The organism is Streptomyces griseoflavus, assembly GCF_014649995.1.
Lineage (GTDB): Bacteria > Actinomycetota > Actinomycetes > Streptomycetales > Streptomycetaceae > Streptomyces > Streptomyces griseoflavus.
Window position 1 is genome coordinate 128801 of record NZ_BMUC01000008.1, and the last position, 20084, is coordinate 148884.

Sequence of the window (20084 nt, forward strand, 5' to 3'; positions counted from 1 at the left end):
CGCACGGGGGACGGGACGATGCACGGGACGGACGGTGTCGCCGGGATGGCAGTGACGGACGGTGAGGCGCGGGCGGTGCTGCACCGGGTCTTCGGGTACGAGGCCTTCCGGGGCGAGCAGGAAGCGGTCGTCGACCATGTGATCGCGGGCGGCGACGCCGTCGTGCTCATGCCGACCGGCGGCGGCAAGTCGCTGTGCTACCAGATTCCGGCCCTGGTCAGACCGGGTACGGGCGTCGTGGTCTCCCCGCTGATCGCCCTGATGCAGGACCAGGTGGACGCGCTGCGGGCGCTGGGCGTGCGCGCCGGGTTCATGAACTCCACGCAGGACTTCGACGAGCGGCGGACCGTCGAGGCGGAGTTCCTCGCCGGCGAGCTGGACCTGCTCTACCTCGCGCCGGAGCGGCTGCGGCTGGACAGCAGCCTCGACCTGCTCTCGCGCGGGAAGATCTCCGTCTTCGCGATCGACGAGGCGCACTGCGTGTCCCAGTGGGGGCACGACTTCCGGCCGGACTACCTCAGCCTGTCCCTGCTGGGCGAGCGGTGGCCGGAGGTGCCCCGGATCGCGCTCACGGCCACCGCCACGCACACCACGCACCGGGAGATCACCGACCGGCTGAGGATGCCGGACGCCCGCCACTTCGTGGCCAGCTTCGACCGGCCCAACATCCAGTACCGGATCGTGCCCAAGGCCGACCCCCGCAAGCGGTTGCTGACCTTCCTGCGCGAGGAGCACGCCGGGGACGCGGGCATCGTGTACTGCCTCTCACGCAACTCCGTGGAGAAGACCGCCGAGTTCCTGTCGCGCAACGGCGTCGAGGCGGTGCCGTACCACGCGGGCCTCGACGCGGGGACGCGCGCCGCGCACCAGGCGCGGTTCCTGCGGGAGGAGGGGCTGGTCGTGGTGGCGACCATCGCCTTCGGCATGGGCATCGACAAGCCGGACGTCAGGTTCGTCGCCCACCTCGACCTGCCCAAGTCGGTCGAGGGCTACTACCAGGAGACCGGGCGCGCCGGGCGGGACGGACTGCCGTCCACGGCCTGGATGGCCTACGGGCTGGGCGACGTCGTGCAGCAGCGCAAGCTCATCCAGTCCGGTGAGGGCGACGAGGCGTTCCGGCGGCGGGCCGGCGCGCACCTGGACGCGATGCTGGCGCTCTGCGAGACCGTGCGGTGCCGGCGGGGGCAGCTCCTCGCCTACTTCGGCCAGGAGCCCGGCGCGGACGGCTGCGGCAACTGCGACACCTGCCTCACCCCGCCGGAGACCTGGGACGGGACCGTCGCGGCGCAGAAGGTGCTCTCGACGGTGGTGCGGCTGCAGCGCGAGCGCGGGCAGAAGTTCGGCGCGGTGCAGATCGTGGACATCCTGCTGGGGCGGCGCACGGCCAAGGTCATCCAGTTCGACCACGACCAGCTCTCGGTGTTCGGCATCGGCGAGGAGCTGAGCGAGGCCGAATGGAGGGGCGTGCTGCGCCAGTTGCTCGCCCAGGGGCTGCTCGCCGTCGAGGGCGAGTACGGCACGCTGGTGCTCACCGAGGAGAGCGGGGCGGTGCTGCGGCGGGAACGCCAGGTGCCGCTGCGCAAGGAGCCCGAGAAGCCGGTCACGGCGCGCGGCGCGGGCGGCCGGGGCGGACGCAAGGCCAAGGCCGCCGCGGCCGAGCTGCCGGAAGAGCTCCAGCCCGCGTTCGAGGCGCTGCGCGCCTGGCGCGCCGAGCAGGCCCGCGAGCAGGGCGTCCCGGCGTACGTCATCTTCCACGACGCCACCCTCCGGGAGATCGCCACCGCCTGGCCCACGTCGGTGGCCGAGCTGGGCGGAATCAGCGGGGTGGGGGAGAAGAAGCTGGCGACGTACGGCGAGGGCGTGGTCGCGGTGCTGGCCGGGATGACGGCGCCGGGGGACGCCGGGCCCGCCCCTCAGGACGGCCCGGACGACTGGCCGGACGAGGAGCCGGAGCCCGACGACTGGACGTGACCGGGCGGGCGCGTCGGGCGGATGCCGGGCCGCCGCGCGGCCCGGTGATCACCGGGGCAGGGCGTTCAGCCCCGGCGCGAAGGTGATCAGCAGCGGGACGAACGGCACCAGCGCCGCGGCGGCGGTCGTCAGGGCGCGGTCACGGCGGCCGAGGCGGGGCGGGGGCTCCAGCAGGCGGTCGACGCGCTCGCCGAGCAGCCGGTGGCTGGAGGAGCAGGACAGCACGCCGCGGTGCTGGTTCAGCTCGATCAGCGCCAGGGCCGTGGTCAGGTGGCCGCAGCGGCGGGACGCGGTGTCGTCCGCGGACAGCTCCACCAGACGGTGGGTCTGGTCGCAGAAGTGGGCGAACAGCGGGACCCGGGGGAAGCCGGTGGCCAGGGCCGTGGACAGGTGCAGGAGCCAGTCGTGGCGGGCGCGGGCGTGGCCGCGCTCGTGGGTGAGGACGGCGTCGACCTGGTGGTCGGTGAGGCGCCGCAGCGCGCCGGTGGTGACGATCAGCTGGGGCGGGCTGCCGGGCATCCACCACGCGTCCGGGTACTCGTCCTCCAGCACCAGCAGGGGGCCGCGGGCGGCGGGGAGACCGGCGGGCAGGTCGGGGGCGCGCTCCCGCAGGTGCGCCCGGGCCTGGGCGCGACGGCGGCGCGCCTCGACCAGCTCACGTCCGAGCATCGCCGTCGTCCAGGCCGCACCGCAGGCCAGCAGCACGGTGAGGACGACGGTCCAGGGCGAGGCCGCGGACAGGTCGTAGGCCGCGGTCACCGCGGGCGGCGCCGGGGCGAAGAGCTGGGCGCGGACCGTGCCGAAGACGGCCGCGGCGCCGAGGGCGAGGGCCGTCAGACAGCACAGCAGGACGGTGGCGACCAGGCACTGCCACACCCACAGGGCGACCACCGGTTCCCGTTCCGGCCACTTCGCCCGGGTCAGTGCCCGGGGGACGGGCACGGCGGCCGTCACGGCGACAACGCTCAGCAGGAGCAGGCAGACGGTCATGCCACGGGCTCCGGTTCCTGTCGGAAGGGGCGGCTCGGGGGCGTGCGGGTCGTGCGGAGGGGCGCGGTGCCGGTACGCGCGCACCGCCCGACGCCAATTATGACGGCGAAGGGCGGTGCGGGTCAGGGGTCGTCGGAGATCGGGCAGGGCCGGGAGGGTCAGGTCCCGGGGACCACGCGTCCCGTGACCTCGCCGAGGCCCACGCGCACCCCGTCCGGGCCGGGCGCCCAGGCGGACAGCGTCACCACGTCGCCGTCCTCCAGGAAGGTCCGCTTGCCGTCGGGGAGTTCGAGGGGATCGCGGCCGTTCCAGGTCAGTTCCAGCAGCGAACCGCGCTCCCGCTCGGCGGGGCCGCTCACCGTGCCGGAGCCGTACAGGTCGCCGGTGCGCAGGGACGCGCCGTTGACGGTCATGTGGGCGAGCTGCTGGGCGGCCGTCCAGTACATGGTGGAGAAGGGGGGTTCGGAGACGACGTGGCCGTTGACGGTCACGGTGATGCGCAGGTCGTAACCCCCGGGCTCCTCTCCGCTGTCGTCCAGGTACGGCAGCAGTTCGTGGGTGCGCTCCGGCGGCGCCACGCGGGCCTCCTCCAGGGCGTCCAGCGGGGTGATCCAGGCCGACACCGAGGTGGCGAAGGACTTGCCGAGGAACGGGCCGAGGGGGACGTACTCCCAGGCCTGGACGTCGCGGGCGGACCAGTCGTTGAGGAGGCAGAGGCCGAAGACGTGGTCGCGGTAGTCGGAGAGCGGCACCGGCCGGCCCCGCTCGGACGGCGTGCCGACCACGAAGCCGACCTCCGCCTCGATGTCCAGCCGGACGGACGGCCCGAACACCGGGGCGGCGTCGGCGGGCGCCTTGCGCTGGCCGGAGGGGCGGACCACGTCGGTGCCGGACACCACGACCGTGCCGGAGCGGCCGTGGTAACCGATCGGCAGGTGCTTCCAGTTGGGGGTCAGGGAGTCGGCGGCGTCGGGGCGGAAGATCTGGCCGACGTTCCGGGCGTGGTTCTCGGAGGCGTAGAAGTCGACGTAGTCGGCGACCTCGAACGGCAGGTGCAGGGTCACCTCGGACAGCGGGTGGAACAGCGGCTCGACGGTCTCCCGGTGCGCGGGGACGGTCACCCAGGCGGTGAGCGCCCGCCGCACGTCCGACCAGGCCGTCCGGCCCGCGGCCAGCAGCGGGTTGAGGGTCGGGCGGGCGAGCAGGGAGGCGTAGGGGGAGCCCAGGGCGTGCGCCGCGGCGCCGGCGTCGAGGACATGATCGCCGAGCCGGACGCCGACGGTCCGCTCCGACGAGCCGGGGGGCGAGAACACGCCGTACGGCAGGTTGTGCGGGCCGAAGGGGTCGCCCTCGGGAACATCGAAGGGGGGCATCGGGTGCTGCCTCGCTTTCGTGTGCGCGGGTGCTCCACGTGTCCGTGGCCGTGCCACACGTTACGGGCCGCACGGCGATCCTGTGCAGAGCGGACTGCCACAACCGTGCCGAAGAGGGCCGGCGGACGGCGGGTGCGCGGGCGCGGGGGCGTCGCGCGCGGCCTCCCCGCGCGTACCGGACGTCATCCACGCGACGGGTACGCAATCTTGACGGAGTGGTGCGAACGGGGCGACTCTGGGCGGGTGCCGGAAGGCCTCGGGGAGGGGGCGTTCCGACGGCACACAGGGGGGCTGATGGCCATCGGGGAGGCCGGCCCGCGCTCGGCGCGCTCGCGGTCGCGGCCACAACGGCTGGAAGAGACCATGCGCGGCCGGCTCGGCCGGGAATGCGTGTACGTGCCGTCGTGCAGGCTGGGGCTGTACGTGGCGCTGCGCCACTTCTGCCCGCCGGGCGGCAGGGTGCTGATGTCACCGGTCGACGACGACGTCGTCCTCTTCGTGGTGCTGGCCGCCGGACTGCGCCCGGTGCAGGCGCCGTTGAACCCGCTCGACGCGTCCATCGACGTCGATGCCGTGCCCGAGGAGACCTGGCGCTCGCTCTGCGCGGTCCTGACCACCAACCTGTACGGCAACCCCGACCCGGCGCCACGCCTGCGGGCGCGCTGCGACGCGTCGGGCATCCCGCTGATCGAGGACGCGGCGCACGCGATCGGCAGCGAGGTGGGCGGACGGCCGGTCGGCGCCTGGGGCGAGGCCTCCGTCTTCAGTCTCTCCAAGCACGTCGGCGCGCAGGCGGGCGGCATCCTCTCGCTCGCCGACCCGGACCGGGGTGATGCCGTACGGCACACCTGCCGCGGACTGCTCACCCCGAGCCGGACGGCGTCCGAAGCCGCCCACGCCGTACGGCCGTTCGCGGAGGCGGCGGTGCGCGGGCTGGGGCTGCGCCGGGCGGCGTGGGCGGCGATGGGGCTGCTGGGGCTGACGGAGCGCGAGGGGATCAGGATGCCGCTGCGCCCGGCGGCGCTGGCCCGGGCCGTCGCCGCGGCCCCGGACCTGACCGCGTTCGATCCCTGGGTCCGCGTCGACCTGCACGGCTACCGGCTGGAGTCCGGCCGGTCGCGGCTGCGGCGGGCCGGGCGCGGCCTGGGGCGGCTGGAGGAGGTGCTGGAGGCGTGCCGGGACGGCACCGAGCTGCTGCTGTCGACGCGCTGGGCCCGGCCGCGTGCGGGAAGCGGCACCCAACCGCTGTTCCGGGTGCCGCTGTTCGTGGCGGACCGGGACGCGGCGAGGGCGGCGCTGGCCCGGCGCGGCATCGTCGTCGGCTACCTGTACGATCCGCCCCTCGACGACTACGCGGGGGAGGCCTTCACCGACGTCTCGCCCGCGCCCGGGGCGGCCCGCTGGTTCGCGCGGCACGCGCTGCCGGTGGATCCCCTGCGGGCCCGGGAGGCCGTCGAGGTGCTGGAGCGGTCCGGTGCGCGGCCGGCCGGCTCACCGCCCGGCCCGGCGGGGTGGTGGGCGGCGGCCGACGGGCCGGGGCCGTCGTCGTGACGGACATCCAGGTGCAGGAGCCGGCCGCGACCCGCGCAGGCGGGCGGCCGCCGCCCGCCGGGAAGCGGTCCGGTGCCGACTCCCTGTTCAAGAACGCCTACTTCCTGATGCTCAGTACGGGCGTGTCGGCCGTTCTCGGGCTGGGGTTCTGGCTCGTCGCCGCCCGCTACTACTCCGAGGAGGCCGTCGGCCAGGGCTCCGCCGCGATCGCCGCGATGCGGCTGCTCGCCAGTGTCACCGCGACCACGATGATCGGCGCGGTGGTCCGCTTCGTACCGCGTGCGGGCCGGGCGACCGGACGCCTGGTGTGGGGCGTGTACGGGGCGAGTTCGGTGGTCGTCGCCCTGGCCGCGGGTGTCTTCCTGCTGACGCTGGAGCAGTGGGGCGCCTCCTACGAACCGCTCGGCACACCGCCGGCCGGTGCGCTGTTCGTCGCGGCGTGCGTGGCGTGGGCGCTGCTCACGCTGCAGGACGGGGTGCTCACCGGGCTGCGCGAGGCCGCGTGGGTGCCGGTGGGGAACGCGGTGTTCTCCGTCGGGAAGCTGGTCCTGCTGGCCGTGTTCGCGAGCGCGCTGCCCGTCCTCGGCATCTTCGTGTCGTGGGCGGTCGCCATCGCGTTCTCCACCCTGCCGCTCGGCTGGCTGGTCTTCCGCCGGCTCATCCCGCGCCAGGCCGCCGCGGACCGGGACGTGGAACCGCCCGGCCTGCGGAGCATGGGCCGCTTCCTGGCCGGTGACTCGCTCGGCGCGCTGTTCAGCCTGGCGATGATCAACCTGCTGCCGGTGATGGTCGCGGTCCGCTTCGGCGCCGCGGAGAACGGCTACTTCTACGTGGCGTACACCGTCGGCGGCACGATGGAGTTCATGGCCATCAACATGGCCTCCTCGCTCACCGCGCACGCCTCCCACGACCCGCGTCAGCTCGCCGACGGGGTGCGCGGGGCCCTGCGCCGCATGACGCTGCTGCTGGTGCCGGTGGTCGTGGTCCTGGTCGTCTTCGCGCCCCTGATCCTCACGCCGTTCAGTCCGGACTACGCCGAACACGGCTCGACCGTGCTGCGGCTGCTCGCGCTCGGGGCGCTGCCCCGGGTGGTCGTGGAGCTGTACATCGGGGTGCTGCGGGTGCGGGGACGCACCGGTGTGCTCGCCGCGCTCCAGGGGGCGATGTGCGTCCTGGTGCTGGGCAGCGCGACCGTGCTGTTCACCCCGGCGGGGATCGCGGGGGTCGGGTGGGCGGTGCTGATCGGCATGACGCTGATCGCGGGTGTCTCGGTGTTCGGGCTGCGCGCGGCGCTGCGTGACCGGAGCGGCGGGACCGCCGACCGGCCCGCCCCCGCGCCCGACTACGGCACACGCTGGGCCCGGCTGAACGCCACCGCCGGGCACGCCACCGCCGGGTACGGCACCGGCCGGGCCCGCCGGTCGGCGGACGCCGAGGACGCCGGGAGGACCGGCGAGGACGCCGGGAGGACCGGCGAGGACACGCTCACGCTGTTCATCGGCCGCTCCGGGTACGAACGGGAGGCGCTGCGGGCGGACACGCCGGCGTTCGTCGTGCGCCCCCGCGGTCCGGGCGCGGCAGCACGGGCACCCGGGGGCGGGGACGGGGGCGCGAGCGGGGAGGGTCCCCGCCGGCCGGAGCGAGCCGGACCGGCCGGCGGCGCGGGCGCCGGTGCCGGTGCCGGTGCCGGTGCCGGGCGGGACGACGGCCTGGTACCGGAAGCCCCCGTACCGGAAGCCCTCGTACCGGAAGTCCCCGGGCCGGAACCGGTGGAGGGGTGTACGAGCGGCGTCCTCTGGGCGCTGCTGGGGCTCGCCACCCTCGTCTTCTGGGCGTCCCTGCGCGACCTGCCCCGGCCGGCCGGAACCGCCGAGCCGACCGGGCGCCTGCTGCTGGAGGGACTCCCGACGACGGCGCTCGCGGCGGGCACCACGCTGCTCCTCGTCTTCGTCGCCTCGGTGACCCTGTGCCCGCGCCCCGCCCCCTGGCTCTCCGGTACGGCGCTGGGGTCCGCACTGGCCGCCCTGTACGCCGCGCCCGTCGCCCTCGGCCGGGGACCGGAGCCGGTGGACGGGGCGCTGTACACGCGCACGGCCGGTTTCCTCGCGGAGACGCTGGGCCTGGACGGGCCCGGACCGCTGCTGCGCTGGGGGCCGCTCGTCTGCCAGCTGCTGTGTCTCGTACCCCTGTCGTTGCTGCTGGCGACCGTGGGCGGACGGCTGTCGTGGCCGGGCCGCTGGGCGGTGCTGTATCTCGTCGCGGTGGGCGGCTGGGTGGGGCGGGACGCCCTGGCGCCGGTCGCGCCGGCGCTGCTCGTCTCGCTCGTCGTCCTCCATACCGTCGTCGTACTCGTCCTGCTCCCGCCGCCGCTCCGCGGCGGACCACCGAACGGCCGATCCAGGGACTGATCACGCCGCAGAGCCGAACCGCCAGGGGGGAACCACCGTGCGTCCGCCAGCCACTCCACGAGAGAGATCCGCGCCCGAGCCGGCACCAGAGGGCACCGCGGCCCCGGTCACCCCGGACGACGCCGCGGCGGAGCGTACGGCCGGGGCCCCGGCCCCGGGCGCGTCGGAGGCGTCGAGTCCCGGCCACGATCCGGTGACGGACCGCTCCGACCTCCCGCCGGCGCCACCGGCGGGGCGCGGTCCGCGCGCGGCCCGGCCGGCGGTGCCGCTGCTCGCCGCGCTGGCCCTGTGGCTGTACGCGGTCCGGCACACCGACGTGTCACGGCTGGACGACTTCGGTCTGGTCACCGCGCTGCACCCGGCCTTCTGGGCGGGGCTGGCCGTCCTCACCGCGGGTTTCTGGCGCACGGTCCGCGATCCGCTGCGGCCCGGCGGCTGGGCGGCCGCGTACGTGTTCGGGCTGCTGGTGATGGAGCGGGCCACCCAGGCGCTGCTCTACCCGACCCCGTTGTACGCCTGGGCGTGGAAGCACGACGGTGTCGTCGACCACCTGCTGACGGCCGGCGGACTGCAGAGCGCGGACCAGGTCGGCGACATGGCCGTCTACGACCAGTGGCCCGGCTTCTTCGCCGCGCAGGCGGCGCTGGTGCGGCTGCTGGGCGTGGAGTCGGCGGCCATGTACATGGCCTGGTGGCCGCTGGTCTCCAGTCTGCTGCTGGTGCTCCCGCTGCTGCTGATCTACCGCACCTTCACCGAGGACCGGCGGCTGATCTGGACCGGCGTCTGGCTCTTCTGCGTCGCCAACTGGGTGGGCCAGGACTACTTCTCGCCCCAGTCGGTGGCCTTCGCGCTGCACCTCGGGGTGCTGGCCGTCGTCCTGCGCCGGTACGGCCGGCCCGGCGGCGGGCGCGGGCGGCACGGGCAGGCCGTCTGGACGGTCGTGCTCAGCGTGCTGGTGGTGACGATCGTCGTCTCGCACCAGCTCACGCCGGGCATGCTCGTCGTCTCGCTGCTCGCCCTGTGCCTGGTGCGCCGTCACCGCGCCTGGGTTCCGGCGGCCACCACGGTCGTGATCTTCCTGGCCTGGTGCCTGACGGCCGCGCTGCCGTTCCTGTCCGCCGCGCTGCCCGACATGATCCGCTCCGTCGGTGACGTCGGCGGCAACGTCGCCACCGGGTACGGGGCCACCCCGACCGGTACGGGGGCGGTGGCGACCTCGTGGGCGGCCCGGCTGCTGTCGGGCACGGTGCTGCTGCTGGCGGCCGCCGGGGTGTGGCGGCAGCGGGTGCTGCGGCACCGGGCGATGCCGCTGCTGCTGATCGCGGCGGCCCCACTGCCGATGCTCGCGGCGAGCGGCTACGGCAGCGAGATGCTCTTCAGGGTCCTGCTGTTCATGCTGCCCGGCGTCGCCTTCTTCGCCGCCGCGGCGCTGCTGCCCGAGGTGCGCACCCTCGCCGCCGGGGCCCGGCCGGACGCCCCCGCCGCGGCCCCCGCTCCGGCCAGCCGGCGGGGCGTCATCGGCGCCGGGGGTCCGCTGCTCGTGCTCCTCGCCACGACCCTGGCGTTCGTCCCGAGCTACTCGGGCAAGGACAGGATCAACTACTTCCCGCCGGCGGAGGTGGCCCTGGTCCAGCGGCTCTTCGACGAGGCGCCCGAGGGTTCCACGGTCGTCGCCGCCAACCGCAACTACCCACTGGCGTACGCGTCGTACGGGACCGTCGGCCACTACTGGTTCCTCGAGGACGACCGGCGGCACGTCGACGCGATCGTGCGGGACCCGGCCGCCACTCTCGCCGCCGACATGGCCGGGGTCGAGCGTCCCGGCCGCGCCTACTTCCTGCTCACCCAGGGCCAGTTCGCCAACTCCGAGATGAACGGACAGCTCACGAAGGCCCAGTTGAACCGCATCCGGGAGTCCGTCGCGGACTCGCCCCGCTTCCGGCTCGTGGCGGAGAACGGCGCGGGCGTGGTCTACGCACTGCGACGCGAGGACGAGGACGGACCAGCGGGAGGAACAGCCGAAGCGGACGCAGCGGAAGCGGACGCAGCGGGAGCGGAAACAGGAGGAGCGCGGTGATGACACCACAGGACCTCGTCGTGCGGATGCTCCCGCCGTTCTCCGGCTGGCTGGCCCTCGCCGCGCTCGCCCTGCCCGGCGGTTCGCCCCTGCGCGGTGCGGCGGTCGCCGTGTTCCTGGCGGCGGGCCCTGGCGCGGCCCTGACCGGCGTCTGCGGGCCGGCGCTGCGGGCCCGCCCCGCGCGGGGACCGGTCGAGTCACGGGACCCCGGCTTCGCCCGCCGCTCCGACCTGCTGGAACGGCTGATGCTGGCGGTCCTGCTCAGCGTCGGCGCGGTGGTGATCGTCGCCACGGTGCTGATCGCCACCCACACCTTCAGCGCACAGCGGGTGCTGCTCGCCCTGACCCTCCTGACCACGCTCGCCGCCTGCTGCCCGCGGCTGCGGGCCTCACCACCGGCACCGAGGACGTCGACGACACGGAAGGGCTCCGCTCCGTGAGATTCCACCGCCCCTTTCGCCGCGACAGCGGCCCGCCCGCCCCCGAAGCCCGGCACCGCGAGCCCTCCCGGCCGCGGGCGCGCGGCCCGCTGTCACGGCGCCGCAGACTGCTGCTCACCTCCGCCACGGTGGTCGGCGCGGGCCTGGTCGCCCTGCTCGCCCTGCGGGACGCCTCCGGGCCCGAACCGTCCCGCGCGGGCGGGAGGTGCGCGCCCACCGAGCTCCTCGAACCGCCCTGCGGCGCCTGGTTCGGGGCGTTCGTGCCGCACGACCGGGACGACCTTCAGGACAGGGTGGAGGCCTACGAGAAGCGCGTGGGCCGCGCACTTGACGTCGTGTACACCTACCACGACATGTCCCTGCCCGAAGGGACCCGCAGGGAAGGGCAGTTGCTCAGCCCGGAGGAGCAGCGCGTGGGTGAGGACCGCCTGCTGCTGCTGTCCTGGGAGAGCAAGTGGTGGGGCGGTACGAAGGACCGGCAGCCGACGTGGAAGGAGATCGCGGCCGGTGAGCTGGACGAGACCGTCATCGACGTCCAGGCCCGGCGGATCAAGGACTACGGCGAACGCACCGGCAGGAAGGTGTTCCTCTCCTTCGACCTGGAGATGGACACCCGCACCCCGGACAACGGCACCCCGGCCGAGTACGTCGAGGCCCACCGGCACATCCACGACCGGTTCGCGAAGCTGGGCGTGGACAACGTCGTGTGGACGTGGATCATCACCGGCTACCTGAACCACGCCGACCTGTTCCGGCGCATGTACCCGGGGGACGCGTACGTCGACTGGATCGGCTACAACCAGTACAACTACTACCGCTGCCACAGGACGGACTGGCTGACCTTCGAGCAGACCCAGACCGCCACCCACGCGTGGATCCGCGCGAACATCTCCGACGACAAGCCGCTGATGCTCTCCGAGTTCGGCACGGCGGCCGACCCGGCCCGCCCGGGACGGCAGGCCGAGTGGTACGCGCGGGTGCCGCGGGTGCTGAAGGACCTGGACGGGGTGAAGGCCGCCCTCCAGTGGAACCACCGGGACCCGGGCCCCCACTGCGACCTCGCCCTGGCCGGCGACGCGGCCTGGGACAGCCTGCGCGAGGCGGTGTCGGACCCGTATCTGAACCAGCCGCGGAAATGACCCCGCCGGAGTTCCCCTCGCCCGTCAGCCGGCGAACTCCGGCCCCTTGAGGGCGGCCCGGCCACGCCGGTACCAGCGCCAGGCGACCGTCTCCGGGCCGTCCCGGTACGGGGCGACGCGCGCCCTCTCGCCGGCCAGCCACGCCTCGACGTCGGCGACGGTGTGGCCGCGCCGGACGATCAGGCGGGCGATGCGGTGGCGCTCGTCGCGCTCCGAGCTGAGCGCGTGCCGCACGGCGGCCGCCGTCTCGTAGCCGGCCCGGACGGCCGCCGCGCGCACCCGCGGACTGTTGTAGCCGTGCGGGTAGGCGAGATGGGGCACCGCGTGGCCGAGGGTGTCCTCCAGCACGGCCTTGGAGTCGAGCAGTTCGGCGCGCAGGCGGCGCGCGGTCAGCGTGTCGAGCTGTGCGTGGGTGACCGTGTGGCTGCCGACCTCCAGGCCGGCCTCCTCCAGCCGTTCCGCCCCGTCCAGGGTCATCATCGGGGCGGGTGGCAGCAGACTGCGGCCGCCCGGGACGATGGCACCGGTGGTGAGGTAGGCGGTCGCGGGCATCCCGCGGGCGGCCAGCATCTCGGCGGTCGGACCCGGCAGGTCGGCGAAGCCGTCGTCGAAGGTGAGCAGCACCGGCCGGGGCGGCAGCGGCGCCCGCCCGGCGAGGCGGGCGGCGAACGCGCCGATCGTGACGGGCGTGCGGCCGCTGTCCGCGACGGCGTCGAGATGCGCCGCGAACGCCCTCGGTGTCACGGTGAACTCGGCGATCCACTCCGGTGGATCGTCCATCACGGCGTGGTAGAGGAGGACGGGCACGGCAGGGTTCATCCCGTCGCCCTCCCCGCGGTCCGGCCCGGCGCGCGCCGCGCCCGCAGGTATCCGAGCGGCCCGTACACCATCCCCCTGCGCTGGAGCCGCGACAGCCTGCGCGGCCACGGATGCGCGCGGGTGCCGTGGGCGCCGGGCGCGCCGCCGCCGTCCGTGTCGCGCACGGCGGTCAGCGCCCGGGCGTGCGCCAGCCCGCGCGGCAGCCGGGCGAGGAACGCGGGCAGCAGCGCGGGCCGGCCGACCAGGATCGCGGTGAGGTAGGCGGTGAGGCCGGCGCCGTACCCGTACGCCTGGGCCTCCAGGTCCGCCCAGGTCTCCCGGTGGTGGTGCCACACCAGCGCGTACGGCGTGTAGTGCAGCCGGTGCCCGCGGGTGAGGACGCGCACGAAGCCGTACAGGTCGTCACCGCCGCGCGCGGGCGTCCCGGCGCCGGTGGCCGGGTCGAAGCCGCCGACGGCCCGCAGCACCTCCGTACGGAACGCCATGTTCGCGCCGGAGCCGAAGCGGCCCGCGGTGAAGGGGAACAGCGGTTCGTCGCGGGGCGGGTCCCTGGGGTCGTACGTCGTCGGGGCGAACCCCTTCGCGAAGCCGCCGTGGCTCTCCAGCAGGACCTGGGCCGGGGTGCGCAGCCGGGCGGGCAGGATCAGGCCGGTGGCGCAGCCGAGCCGCGGGTCGGCGGCGAACGGCGCGGTCAGTTCGGTGAGCCAGCGGGGATCGGCGACCACGTCGTCGTCGGTGAAGGCGATCACCTCGCCCCGGGCCGCGGCCAGCCCCGTGTTGTGGGCGGCGGCGAGCCCGGGGACCGGCTCGCGGACGTACCGCACCCGCTCGCCGTACGCGCGCTGCACCAGCTCGCGCGTCGCGCCGGTCGCGGGCGCGTTGTCGACGACGACGATCTCGAAGCGCGGATGCTCCTGCGCGAGCAGCGAGTCGAGCGCCCGGGCGAGCTGCCCGGCCCGCTCCCGGGTGGCCACGACCACGGAGACGTACGGCACCGCGCCACCGTCGGCCTCGTCCTCCCGGTTCTCCCGGGCTGCCGTCCGGGGGTCCGTCCCCGTGCCCCGGCCCTCCCGGGCCGGCGTCCCGGCATCCGTCGCCGTCCTCCGGCCCTTCCGGGCCGTCCCGGCGTCCGCCCCCGCAGCCGGGTGCTCCGGGGCCCGTCCGTGACCGGCGCGGGCCGCCTGCTCCAGCACGGTGCGCGGGTCCGCTCCCTCCGGTACCCGCGTCAGCAGGGTGCCCACCGGGCGTCCGGCACGCCTGACCAGCAGGAACACCTCACCGTGGGTCACCGGCGGGCTGCCGGGGCCGGGTCTGAGCCCGCTCCCGCCCTCGCCCTCCAGGTCCAGCTCGGCCACCTGCACCGCGCCGATGGCCAGGAACCGCCGTATCTCCTCGTGCGTGCGCGCGCGTGCTACCCCGGACATACGTCCTCCCCTCCCCCTTCTCACGCCTCACGAGCGGCGCAGCCGTGCCGCGCCCTTCAAGGTCCGTGACGCCAGCGACGCCAGGCGCGGACGGGCGCGGACGAAGCCGTGCGCGCGGCGCGCGGGCTCGCGGCCCAGCCAGTGCAGCGCGGCACCCACCCCGGGACGGCTCACCGCCCCCTCGTGGACGGCGAGTTCGCCGGTCTTCAGCGCGTCCTTGTACTCGGCCGGGCCGCGCCCCATGTCGAGCAGGCCGATGCCCTCGGCCGCCGCCGCCTCGGCCATCCGCAGGTGCAGCACCAGCCCGGGCGAGTACCTCGCGTACGACGGGTCGTACGCCGGGAACCAGCAGGCCAGGACGGAGGCCGACCGCAGCCCGAAGTGAGCGGCCACGGGCCGGTCACCGGCGTACAGGACCGACAGCGTGCCCGCGCACTCGGGCGCCCGCGTCTCGGCGAGCCGCCCCACGAGCCCGACGATCCACTCCCGCGCGAACCGGTCACCGCGCCCGGTCCGCCGGTACTGGGCGGACTTCCACGCCATGAGCGCCCGCAGCGCGGCCGGGTCGCGTTCGTCGAAGACGAACCGCACGGGGCCCTCCCGGCGGCCGAGGCGGCGCTCCTTGGCCAGCGTGGTCTTCAGGAACTTCGGCGACTGGGTGCGCAGCACCGACTCGTACGTCTCGTAGCCCTTCTCCACGTCGATGACGTAGGTGGCGTGCTCCTCGGCCGCGTACGGCACGAACAGCTCCTGGCCGGCCTCCAGGTTGTCGAAGGCCAGGCTCGACACGGAGCAGGCCCGCAGCAGTCCGGCGGGGTCGGGGGCGACACCGGGAGCCAGCACCGCGCCCTGGCAGTCCGACACCCCGAGCCCGATCGCCCGGCCCTGCCCCAGCACGCCCCGCTCGTGGGGCAGGAAACCCGTCGGCTCCGCCCCCTCGTACAGCACCGCCACCCGGGCCCCCGGCCGCACCCGGCCCACGGCGGCGGTGAACTCCGGCTCCATGAAAGGGCTGCGCGGCGCGTCCGCCGCGGCGCGCACGTCCCGCCAGCGCTCCCGTTCCCCCTCGCCGAGCTCCTCGGGCCTCAGCACGCGCACGCGTCCACCGCTCACCTGACCCCCCGATCAAGTCCCCCCTGGACTCTTCGGAAGGTACCGCCCGATCCCGGGCGGACGGTAGACAGCGGACGATGTTCTCGCCAAACGGTGAAAGAGTGCTGAACCGGTCCCTATCCGGCGCCTACGGAAGGGGAACCGCACCGAAAGCGAGCGGATCCGGGCACGGTGAATCGGACGGTCGCGTTGTCCGTATTCTCTGATCATGGCCGCACCCACCGATTGTTCCCTCATCGCCACCGACCTGGACGGGACGCTGCTGCGCGACGACGACACCCTGTCCGACCGGTCCCTCGCCGCGCTCACGCGGGTGGCGCAGTCCGGTGCCCGGCACCTCGTGGTGACGGGCCGCCCGGCCCCCAGGGTGCGGCCGCTCCTCGACGACCTCGGCTGCACGGGACTCGCGGTGTGCGGGCAGGGCGCGCAGGTGTACGACGCGGGCGCGCACCGGATGCTGTGGTCCGTCCGGCTGGACCGGGAACTCGCGGAGACCGCGCTCGGCAAGATCGAGGCCGAGGTGGGGGAGGTGTACGCCGCGGTCGACCAGGACGGGGTCGACGGGCTGACGCTGATCGAGCCGGGCTATCTGATGCCGCACCCGACGCTCCCCGCGGTGCGGGTCGAGCGGCGCGGCGATCTGTGGGAGCGGCCGATCAGCAAGGTGCTGCTGCGCCACCCGCTGCTGTCCGACGACGCGTTGGCGGCTGCGGCGCGGTCGGTGGTGGGTTCGCTGGCCACGGTCACCATGTCGGGGCCGGGGACCGTGGAGCTCCAGCCGTGCGGGGTGACCAAGGCGACCGGGCTGGCGCTGGCCGCCGAGCACCTCGGGCTGAGCCCGGAGAAGACGGTCGCCTTCGGCGACATGCCGAACGACATCCCGATGTTCGACTGGGCGGCGCACGGCGTCGCCATGGCCAACGCGCACCCCGAGCTGAAGGCGGTGGCCGACGAGGTCACCACGTCGAACGAGGACGACGGCGTGGCCGTCGTCCTCGAGCGACTGTTCGGTGGTGCGGCCGTGCTGGGCCGTCAGCGGTCGGCTCAGTACGCGCCGAAGACGTTGTCGATGGAGCCGTAGCGGTCGGCGGCGTAGTTGCAGGCCGCCGTGATGTTCGCGACCGGGTCGAACGGGTCGAAGGCCGTGCCGGGCACGTGGTAGGCCTGGAAGGTCGGGTCGATGACCTGCAGCAGGCCCTTCGACGGGGTGCCCTTGGCGGCGTTTGAGTCCCACAGGTTGATGGCGGCGGGGTTGCCGGAGGACTCGCGCATGATGTTGCGGTGGATGCTCTCGTAGGAGCCCGGGATGCCGTGCTGCGCCATCACGTCCAGCGACTCGCGGATCCAGCCGTCGAGGTTGTCCGGGTACGCCGTCGTGGAGGCGGTGGTGGACGTGGTGGTGGCCGCGGTGGCGCTGGTGGCGCCGAACAGCGGGAGGGCGACCACGGCGATGCCGGTGCCGGCGACGGCGAGGGAGCGGGCGATGCGGCGACGGCCGAAGCGGGACTGACCGGAAGCGGGCATGTCTGGGTTCCTCTCCTACGCCTGCGAGGTGAGCTGTCGGGTTCGGGCGGGAGAGTGCCCGGCCGTGCCCCTGCGGGCATGGCTTCACCCCCAGCCGTCCCGGTGCGATGCCCGGTCCGGCGACTTACCTGGGTCCCCCGCTCCTGCCGTGCGTGAGTTCGTCGATGGGTGTGATGCGGGCGGTGGCAGGATTCGGCGTCCGCCCGGCAGGCCCGGAACGTATGCGAGAGCGGATGTCGGGAACAAGTGAGGGCATCACACAAGCGGCCGTTTGATCTTCGAATGGGTGATTTGGGGCGCTTGATCCTTTGCGGACGGGAAGGGTCAACTCCGTTCCGCGGGGCGGGGATACGCCGGAACGGAGGCGTGGCGGGCGGGAAGGGCTGCGCGTGACTCACTTCACTGGCCACGGAATGCGAGAGCATTTACCGCCAAGAGGAATTCGTTCGTCAATCGCGGCAAATCGGACGCACGTCCGGGCGGGGCGATTGGGGCGCCGATACGTCCGTCAAAGAGAGGGAATGTCCATTGCGGTCGACCGGTCGCGGACACGCCGCCGCTGATCCCGTACGGCCTTGCCTGTAACGCCGGGTGCCGGTGGTGATCGAAACGTGACCGGATACGCTGACTTGAGTGAGGGCAGCGACCTATCGACATTCCGTGTAATCGCCAGTGGACACCAGCAGACAGGAGACCCCTCGTGACCGTCGTCGGGCCGTTCGGGCTGAGCGTGCGGGACCAGGCTCTGGAAGCCGATGTCCAGGCCGGAATGACGGCTGTCGAGGAAGGGCTGATCGAGGCCACCAAGAGTGAGGTCCCCTTCATCACGGGCGCCGCCCAGCACCTGGTGCGGGCCGGCGGCAAGCGGTTCCGCCCGCTGCTCGTGATGCTCGCCGCCCAGTTCGGCGACCCCTACGCGCCCGGCGTGGTGCCCTCCGCCGTGGTCGTGGAGCTCACCCACCTGGCCACGCTGTACCACGACGACGTGATGGACGAGGCCGACGTGCGGCGCGGCGTGGACAGCGCCAACACCCGCTGGGGCAACTCCGTCGCGGTCCTCACCGGCGACTTCCTCTTCGCCCGGGCCTCGCACATCCTGGCCGACCTCGGCCCGGAGGCGGTGCGGGTGCAGGCGGAGGCGTTCGAGCGGCTGGTCACCGGGCAGATCCTGGAGACCGCGGGACCGCAGGACGGCCGCGACCCGGTCGACCACTACCTGGACGTGCTCGGCGGCAAGACCGGCTCGCTGGTCGCCGTCTCCTGCCGGTTCGGCGCGATGATGTCCGGCGCCGACGACACGGTGGTCGACGTGCTCACCCAGTACGGCGAGCGGCTCGGCGTCGCCTTCCAGCTCGCCGACGACGTCCTGGACATCGCCTCCGACACCCACGAGTCCGGCAAGACCCCCGGCACCGACCTGCGCGAGGGCATCGCCACCCTGCCCGTGCTGCGGCTGCGCGAGCGGGCGGCCCGGCTGGGGCTGCCCGAGGACGTCGCCCTGTGCGAACTGCTCGACTCCGACCTCACCGACGACACCCGGCACGCCGAGGCGCTGCGCCTGCTGCGCGCCCACCCCGCACTGGAGCAGGCCCGCCGGGACACCGTGCGGTACGCCGAGGAGGCGCGCGCGGCCCTGGCCCCGCTGCGGGAGTGCGAGGCCAAGGCGGCACTGGTGGAGCTGTGCGACGCGGTGGTGCACCGAGCGGGCTGAGCGGCCCGCGCTCCCCGCGACCCCCACGCGACGCCCGACCCCCACGGAACGCCCGACCCCCACGCGACGCCCGACCCCCACGGAACGCGCGACCCCTACGGGGCGGGGGAGGGAACCGCCCCTCGTGTCATACCCCAGCAGTACGCGGAGTTGAGCCCGGGGTCTGACGCGTCCGGCCGCCGGATTTGGTCGGATGGACCACGACGGACAACACCACTTCTCACCGGTTCGGGTGAGAATGGCGGCTCAGGGCGAGACTGGTGCGAGGACACGAGACGGAAGCCGCCGCCGACGACGGAGGGCACACATGGCACCGTACGAATCCGACGACACGACCACCGCGGGGGAGGCCGGCGAGCCGCGCACGGGGCGGCGCAGGGCGGCGCGGTACGTCGTCCCGGTCACGGTGATGGGAGTGGCGGCCGCGACCATCGGGCTCGTCCCCGCGATCGCCAGTTCCGGAGACCCCGACCTGCCGGAGATCACCGCCGCGCAGCTCATCGAGAAGATCGCGCAGTCGGACGTGGAGCGGCTGTCCGGCACCGTGAAGATCACCACCGACCTCGGACTGCCGGACCTCGGCGGCCTGGAGAGCGGCCTGATGTCCGGCGCGGCGGAGCGGGGCGGTGACGACGGCTCCTCGGCCGACCCGTCCGCCAAGCTCACCGAACTGGCGTCCGGCACGCACACGCTGCGGATCGCGGCCGACGGCCCCGACCGGCAGAAGGTGTCGATCCTGGAGAACGCCGCCGAGTACAGCCTGATCCACAACGGCGCGGACGTCTGGGGCTACGACAGCAAGTCCAACGAGGTCTACCACGGCACGGTCGACGCCTCCGGCGAGGCCCGGGAGCAGCGGCCCCCGGCCACCCCGCGGGACTTCGCCGAGGAGGCGCTGAAGGCGGTCGACGACACCACGTCCGTGACCGTCGACGGCACCGCCCAGGTGGCCGGCCGGGACGCGTACAAGCTGGTCGTCGAGCCGAAGCAGTCCGGCTCCACGGTGGGCGCGATCAGCATCGCCGTCGACCACGAGACCGGCATGCCGCTGAAGTTCACGCTCACCCCGTCGAGCGGCGGCGCGGCCGTCGTGGACGTGGGCTTCACCAAGGTCGACTTCGGCGCGCCGGCCGCCTCCACGTTCGAGTTCACCCCGCCCAAGGGCGCGAAGGTGACCGAGGGCGAACCGGAGCACGACCGGGAGCACTCGGGGAAGCCGGAGCGGGCCCCGAAGTCCGAGGAGGACCTGGCCAAGGGCCTCGACGGGATGAAGACGCTCGGCAAGGGCTGGAACACCATCGCCACCTTCGACGGCGGCGCCGGGGGCGGCCTGCCCACCGGTGACGCCGGCGGCGACCTCGGCGGCTTCGTCGACTCGCTCGGCGACCGCGTCAAGGGCGAGTTCGGCACCGGCACGGTGTTCAGCACCCGCCTGATCAACGCCCTGCTCACCGAGGACGGCACGGTCTATGTGGGCGCCGTCACCAAGGACGCGCTCGTGAAGGCGGCCGACGCGGGGAAGTAAGGCCCCGGGACCTTACGAC

General features: G+C 74.2%; 15 protein-coding genes and 1 riboswitch. Of the genes, 9 read left to right on the forward strand and 6 right to left on the reverse strand.

All coding sequences use genetic code 11. The features are described from left to right. Positions 1–18 precede the first annotated feature (18 nt). A complete protein-coding gene (gene recQ / locus IE172_RS18130; RefSeq protein ID WP_190098463.1) occupies positions 19–1971 on the forward strand; it encodes a DNA helicase RecQ in 1953 nt (650 codons plus the stop codon). 48 nt (positions 1972–2019) lie between these two features. Here the strand turns inward: recQ and IE172_RS18135 are convergent, their stop codons facing one another. Together IE172_RS18135 and fahA are read right to left on the reverse strand one after the other, a co-directional pair. After that, positions 2020–2961 carry a M56 family metallopeptidase gene (locus tag IE172_RS18135; RefSeq protein ID WP_190098290.1) on the reverse strand — a complete coding sequence of 314 codons (942 nt, stop codon included), beginning with the start codon at positions 2959–2961 and terminating at the stop codon, positions 2020–2022. 158 nt (positions 2962–3119) lie between these two features. After that, complete coding sequence (fahA, locus tag IE172_RS18140) at positions 3120–4334, reverse strand: fumarylacetoacetase (RefSeq protein ID WP_190098291.1); 1215 nt, start codon at positions 4332–4334, stop codon at positions 3120–3122. Positions 4335–4697: 363 nt separating this feature from the next. Here fahA and IE172_RS18145 point away from each other — a divergent pair, with 363 nt between their 5' ends. From IE172_RS18145 to IE172_RS18165, 5 genes are all read left to right on the forward strand, one after another. Then, the gene (locus IE172_RS18145) at positions 4698–5885 is read left to right on the forward strand and encodes a DegT/DnrJ/EryC1/StrS family aminotransferase (RefSeq protein WP_229886188.1); all 1188 of its coding nucleotides are present in this window, start codon (positions 4698–4700) and stop codon (positions 5883–5885) included. Then, positions 5882–8293, forward strand: a complete 2412-nt coding sequence (locus IE172_RS18150) for a lipopolysaccharide biosynthesis protein (protein WP_190098293.1) — start codon at positions 5882–5884, stop codon at positions 8291–8293. Before IE172_RS18145 ends, IE172_RS18150 begins: the two co-directional genes overlap by 4 nt. 193 nt (positions 8294–8486) lie before the next feature. Further along, positions 8487–10370 carry a glycosyltransferase gene (locus IE172_RS18155; protein WP_229886169.1) on the forward strand — a complete coding sequence of 628 codons (1884 nt, stop codon included), beginning with the start codon at positions 8487–8489 and terminating at the stop codon, positions 10368–10370. Continuing rightward, positions 10370–10810: a hypothetical protein gene (locus IE172_RS18160; RefSeq protein ID WP_190098294.1), complete on the forward strand. Its 441-nt coding sequence runs from the start codon at positions 10370–10372 to the stop codon at positions 10808–10810. The genes IE172_RS18155 and IE172_RS18160 overlap by 1 nt, the downstream gene beginning before the upstream one ends. Further along, on the forward strand, positions 10807–11949 hold the full coding sequence (locus IE172_RS18165) for a glycosyl hydrolase (RefSeq protein ID WP_190098295.1): 1143 nt from the start codon (positions 10807–10809) through the stop codon (positions 11947–11949). Before IE172_RS18160 ends, IE172_RS18165 begins: the two co-directional genes overlap by 4 nt. A gap of 24 nt (positions 11950–11973) precedes the next feature. Here the strand turns inward: IE172_RS18165 and IE172_RS18170 are convergent, their stop codons facing one another. From IE172_RS18170 to IE172_RS18180, 3 genes are read right to left on the reverse strand one after another with little or no spacing between them, the layout of a single operon-like run. Further along, the gene (locus IE172_RS18170) at positions 11974–12768 is read right to left on the reverse strand and encodes a polysaccharide deacetylase family protein (RefSeq protein ID WP_229886171.1); all 795 of its coding nucleotides are present in this window, start codon (positions 12766–12768) and stop codon (positions 11974–11976) included. After that, the gene (locus IE172_RS18175) at positions 12765–14192 is read right to left on the reverse strand and encodes a glycosyltransferase family 2 protein (protein ID WP_190098296.1); all 1428 of its coding nucleotides are present in this window, start codon (positions 14190–14192) and stop codon (positions 12765–12767) included. The genes IE172_RS18170 and IE172_RS18175 overlap by 4 nt, the downstream gene beginning before the upstream one ends. A 27-nt stretch (positions 14193–14219) precedes the next feature. Further along, on the reverse strand, positions 14220–15284 hold the full coding sequence (locus tag IE172_RS18180) for a GNAT family N-acetyltransferase (protein WP_190098465.1): 1065 nt from the start codon (positions 15282–15284) through the stop codon (positions 14220–14222). Between the two features lie 229 nt (positions 15285–15513). Between IE172_RS18180 and IE172_RS18185 the strand changes: the two genes are divergently transcribed. Next, positions 15514–16386: an HAD family hydrolase gene (locus tag IE172_RS18185; RefSeq protein WP_190098297.1), complete on the forward strand. Its 873-nt coding sequence runs from the start codon at positions 15514–15516 to the stop codon at positions 16384–16386. On the opposite strand, the gene IE172_RS18190 is transcribed toward IE172_RS18185, so the two are convergent. Next, complete coding sequence (locus IE172_RS18190; RefSeq protein ID WP_190098298.1) at positions 16350–16829, reverse strand: transglycosylase SLT domain-containing protein; 480 nt, start codon at positions 16827–16829, stop codon at positions 16350–16352. The genes IE172_RS18185 and IE172_RS18190 overlap by 37 nt on opposite strands. A gap of 3 nt (positions 16830–16832) precedes the next feature. Then, a riboswitch (cyclic di-AMP (ydaO/yuaA leader) is annotated at positions 16833–17003 on the reverse strand. 526 nt (positions 17004–17529) lie between these two features. Between IE172_RS18190 and IE172_RS18195 the strand changes: the two genes are divergently transcribed. Next, entirely contained in the window at positions 17530–18540 is a 1011-nt protein-coding gene (locus tag IE172_RS18195) for a polyprenyl synthetase family protein (RefSeq protein ID WP_190098299.1), read from the forward strand. Positions 18541–18847: 307 nt separating this feature from the next. Then, a complete protein-coding gene (locus IE172_RS18200) occupies positions 18848–20065 on the forward strand; it encodes a LolA family protein (RefSeq protein WP_190098300.1) in 1218 nt (405 codons plus the stop codon). Positions 20066–20084 lie beyond the last annotated feature (19 nt).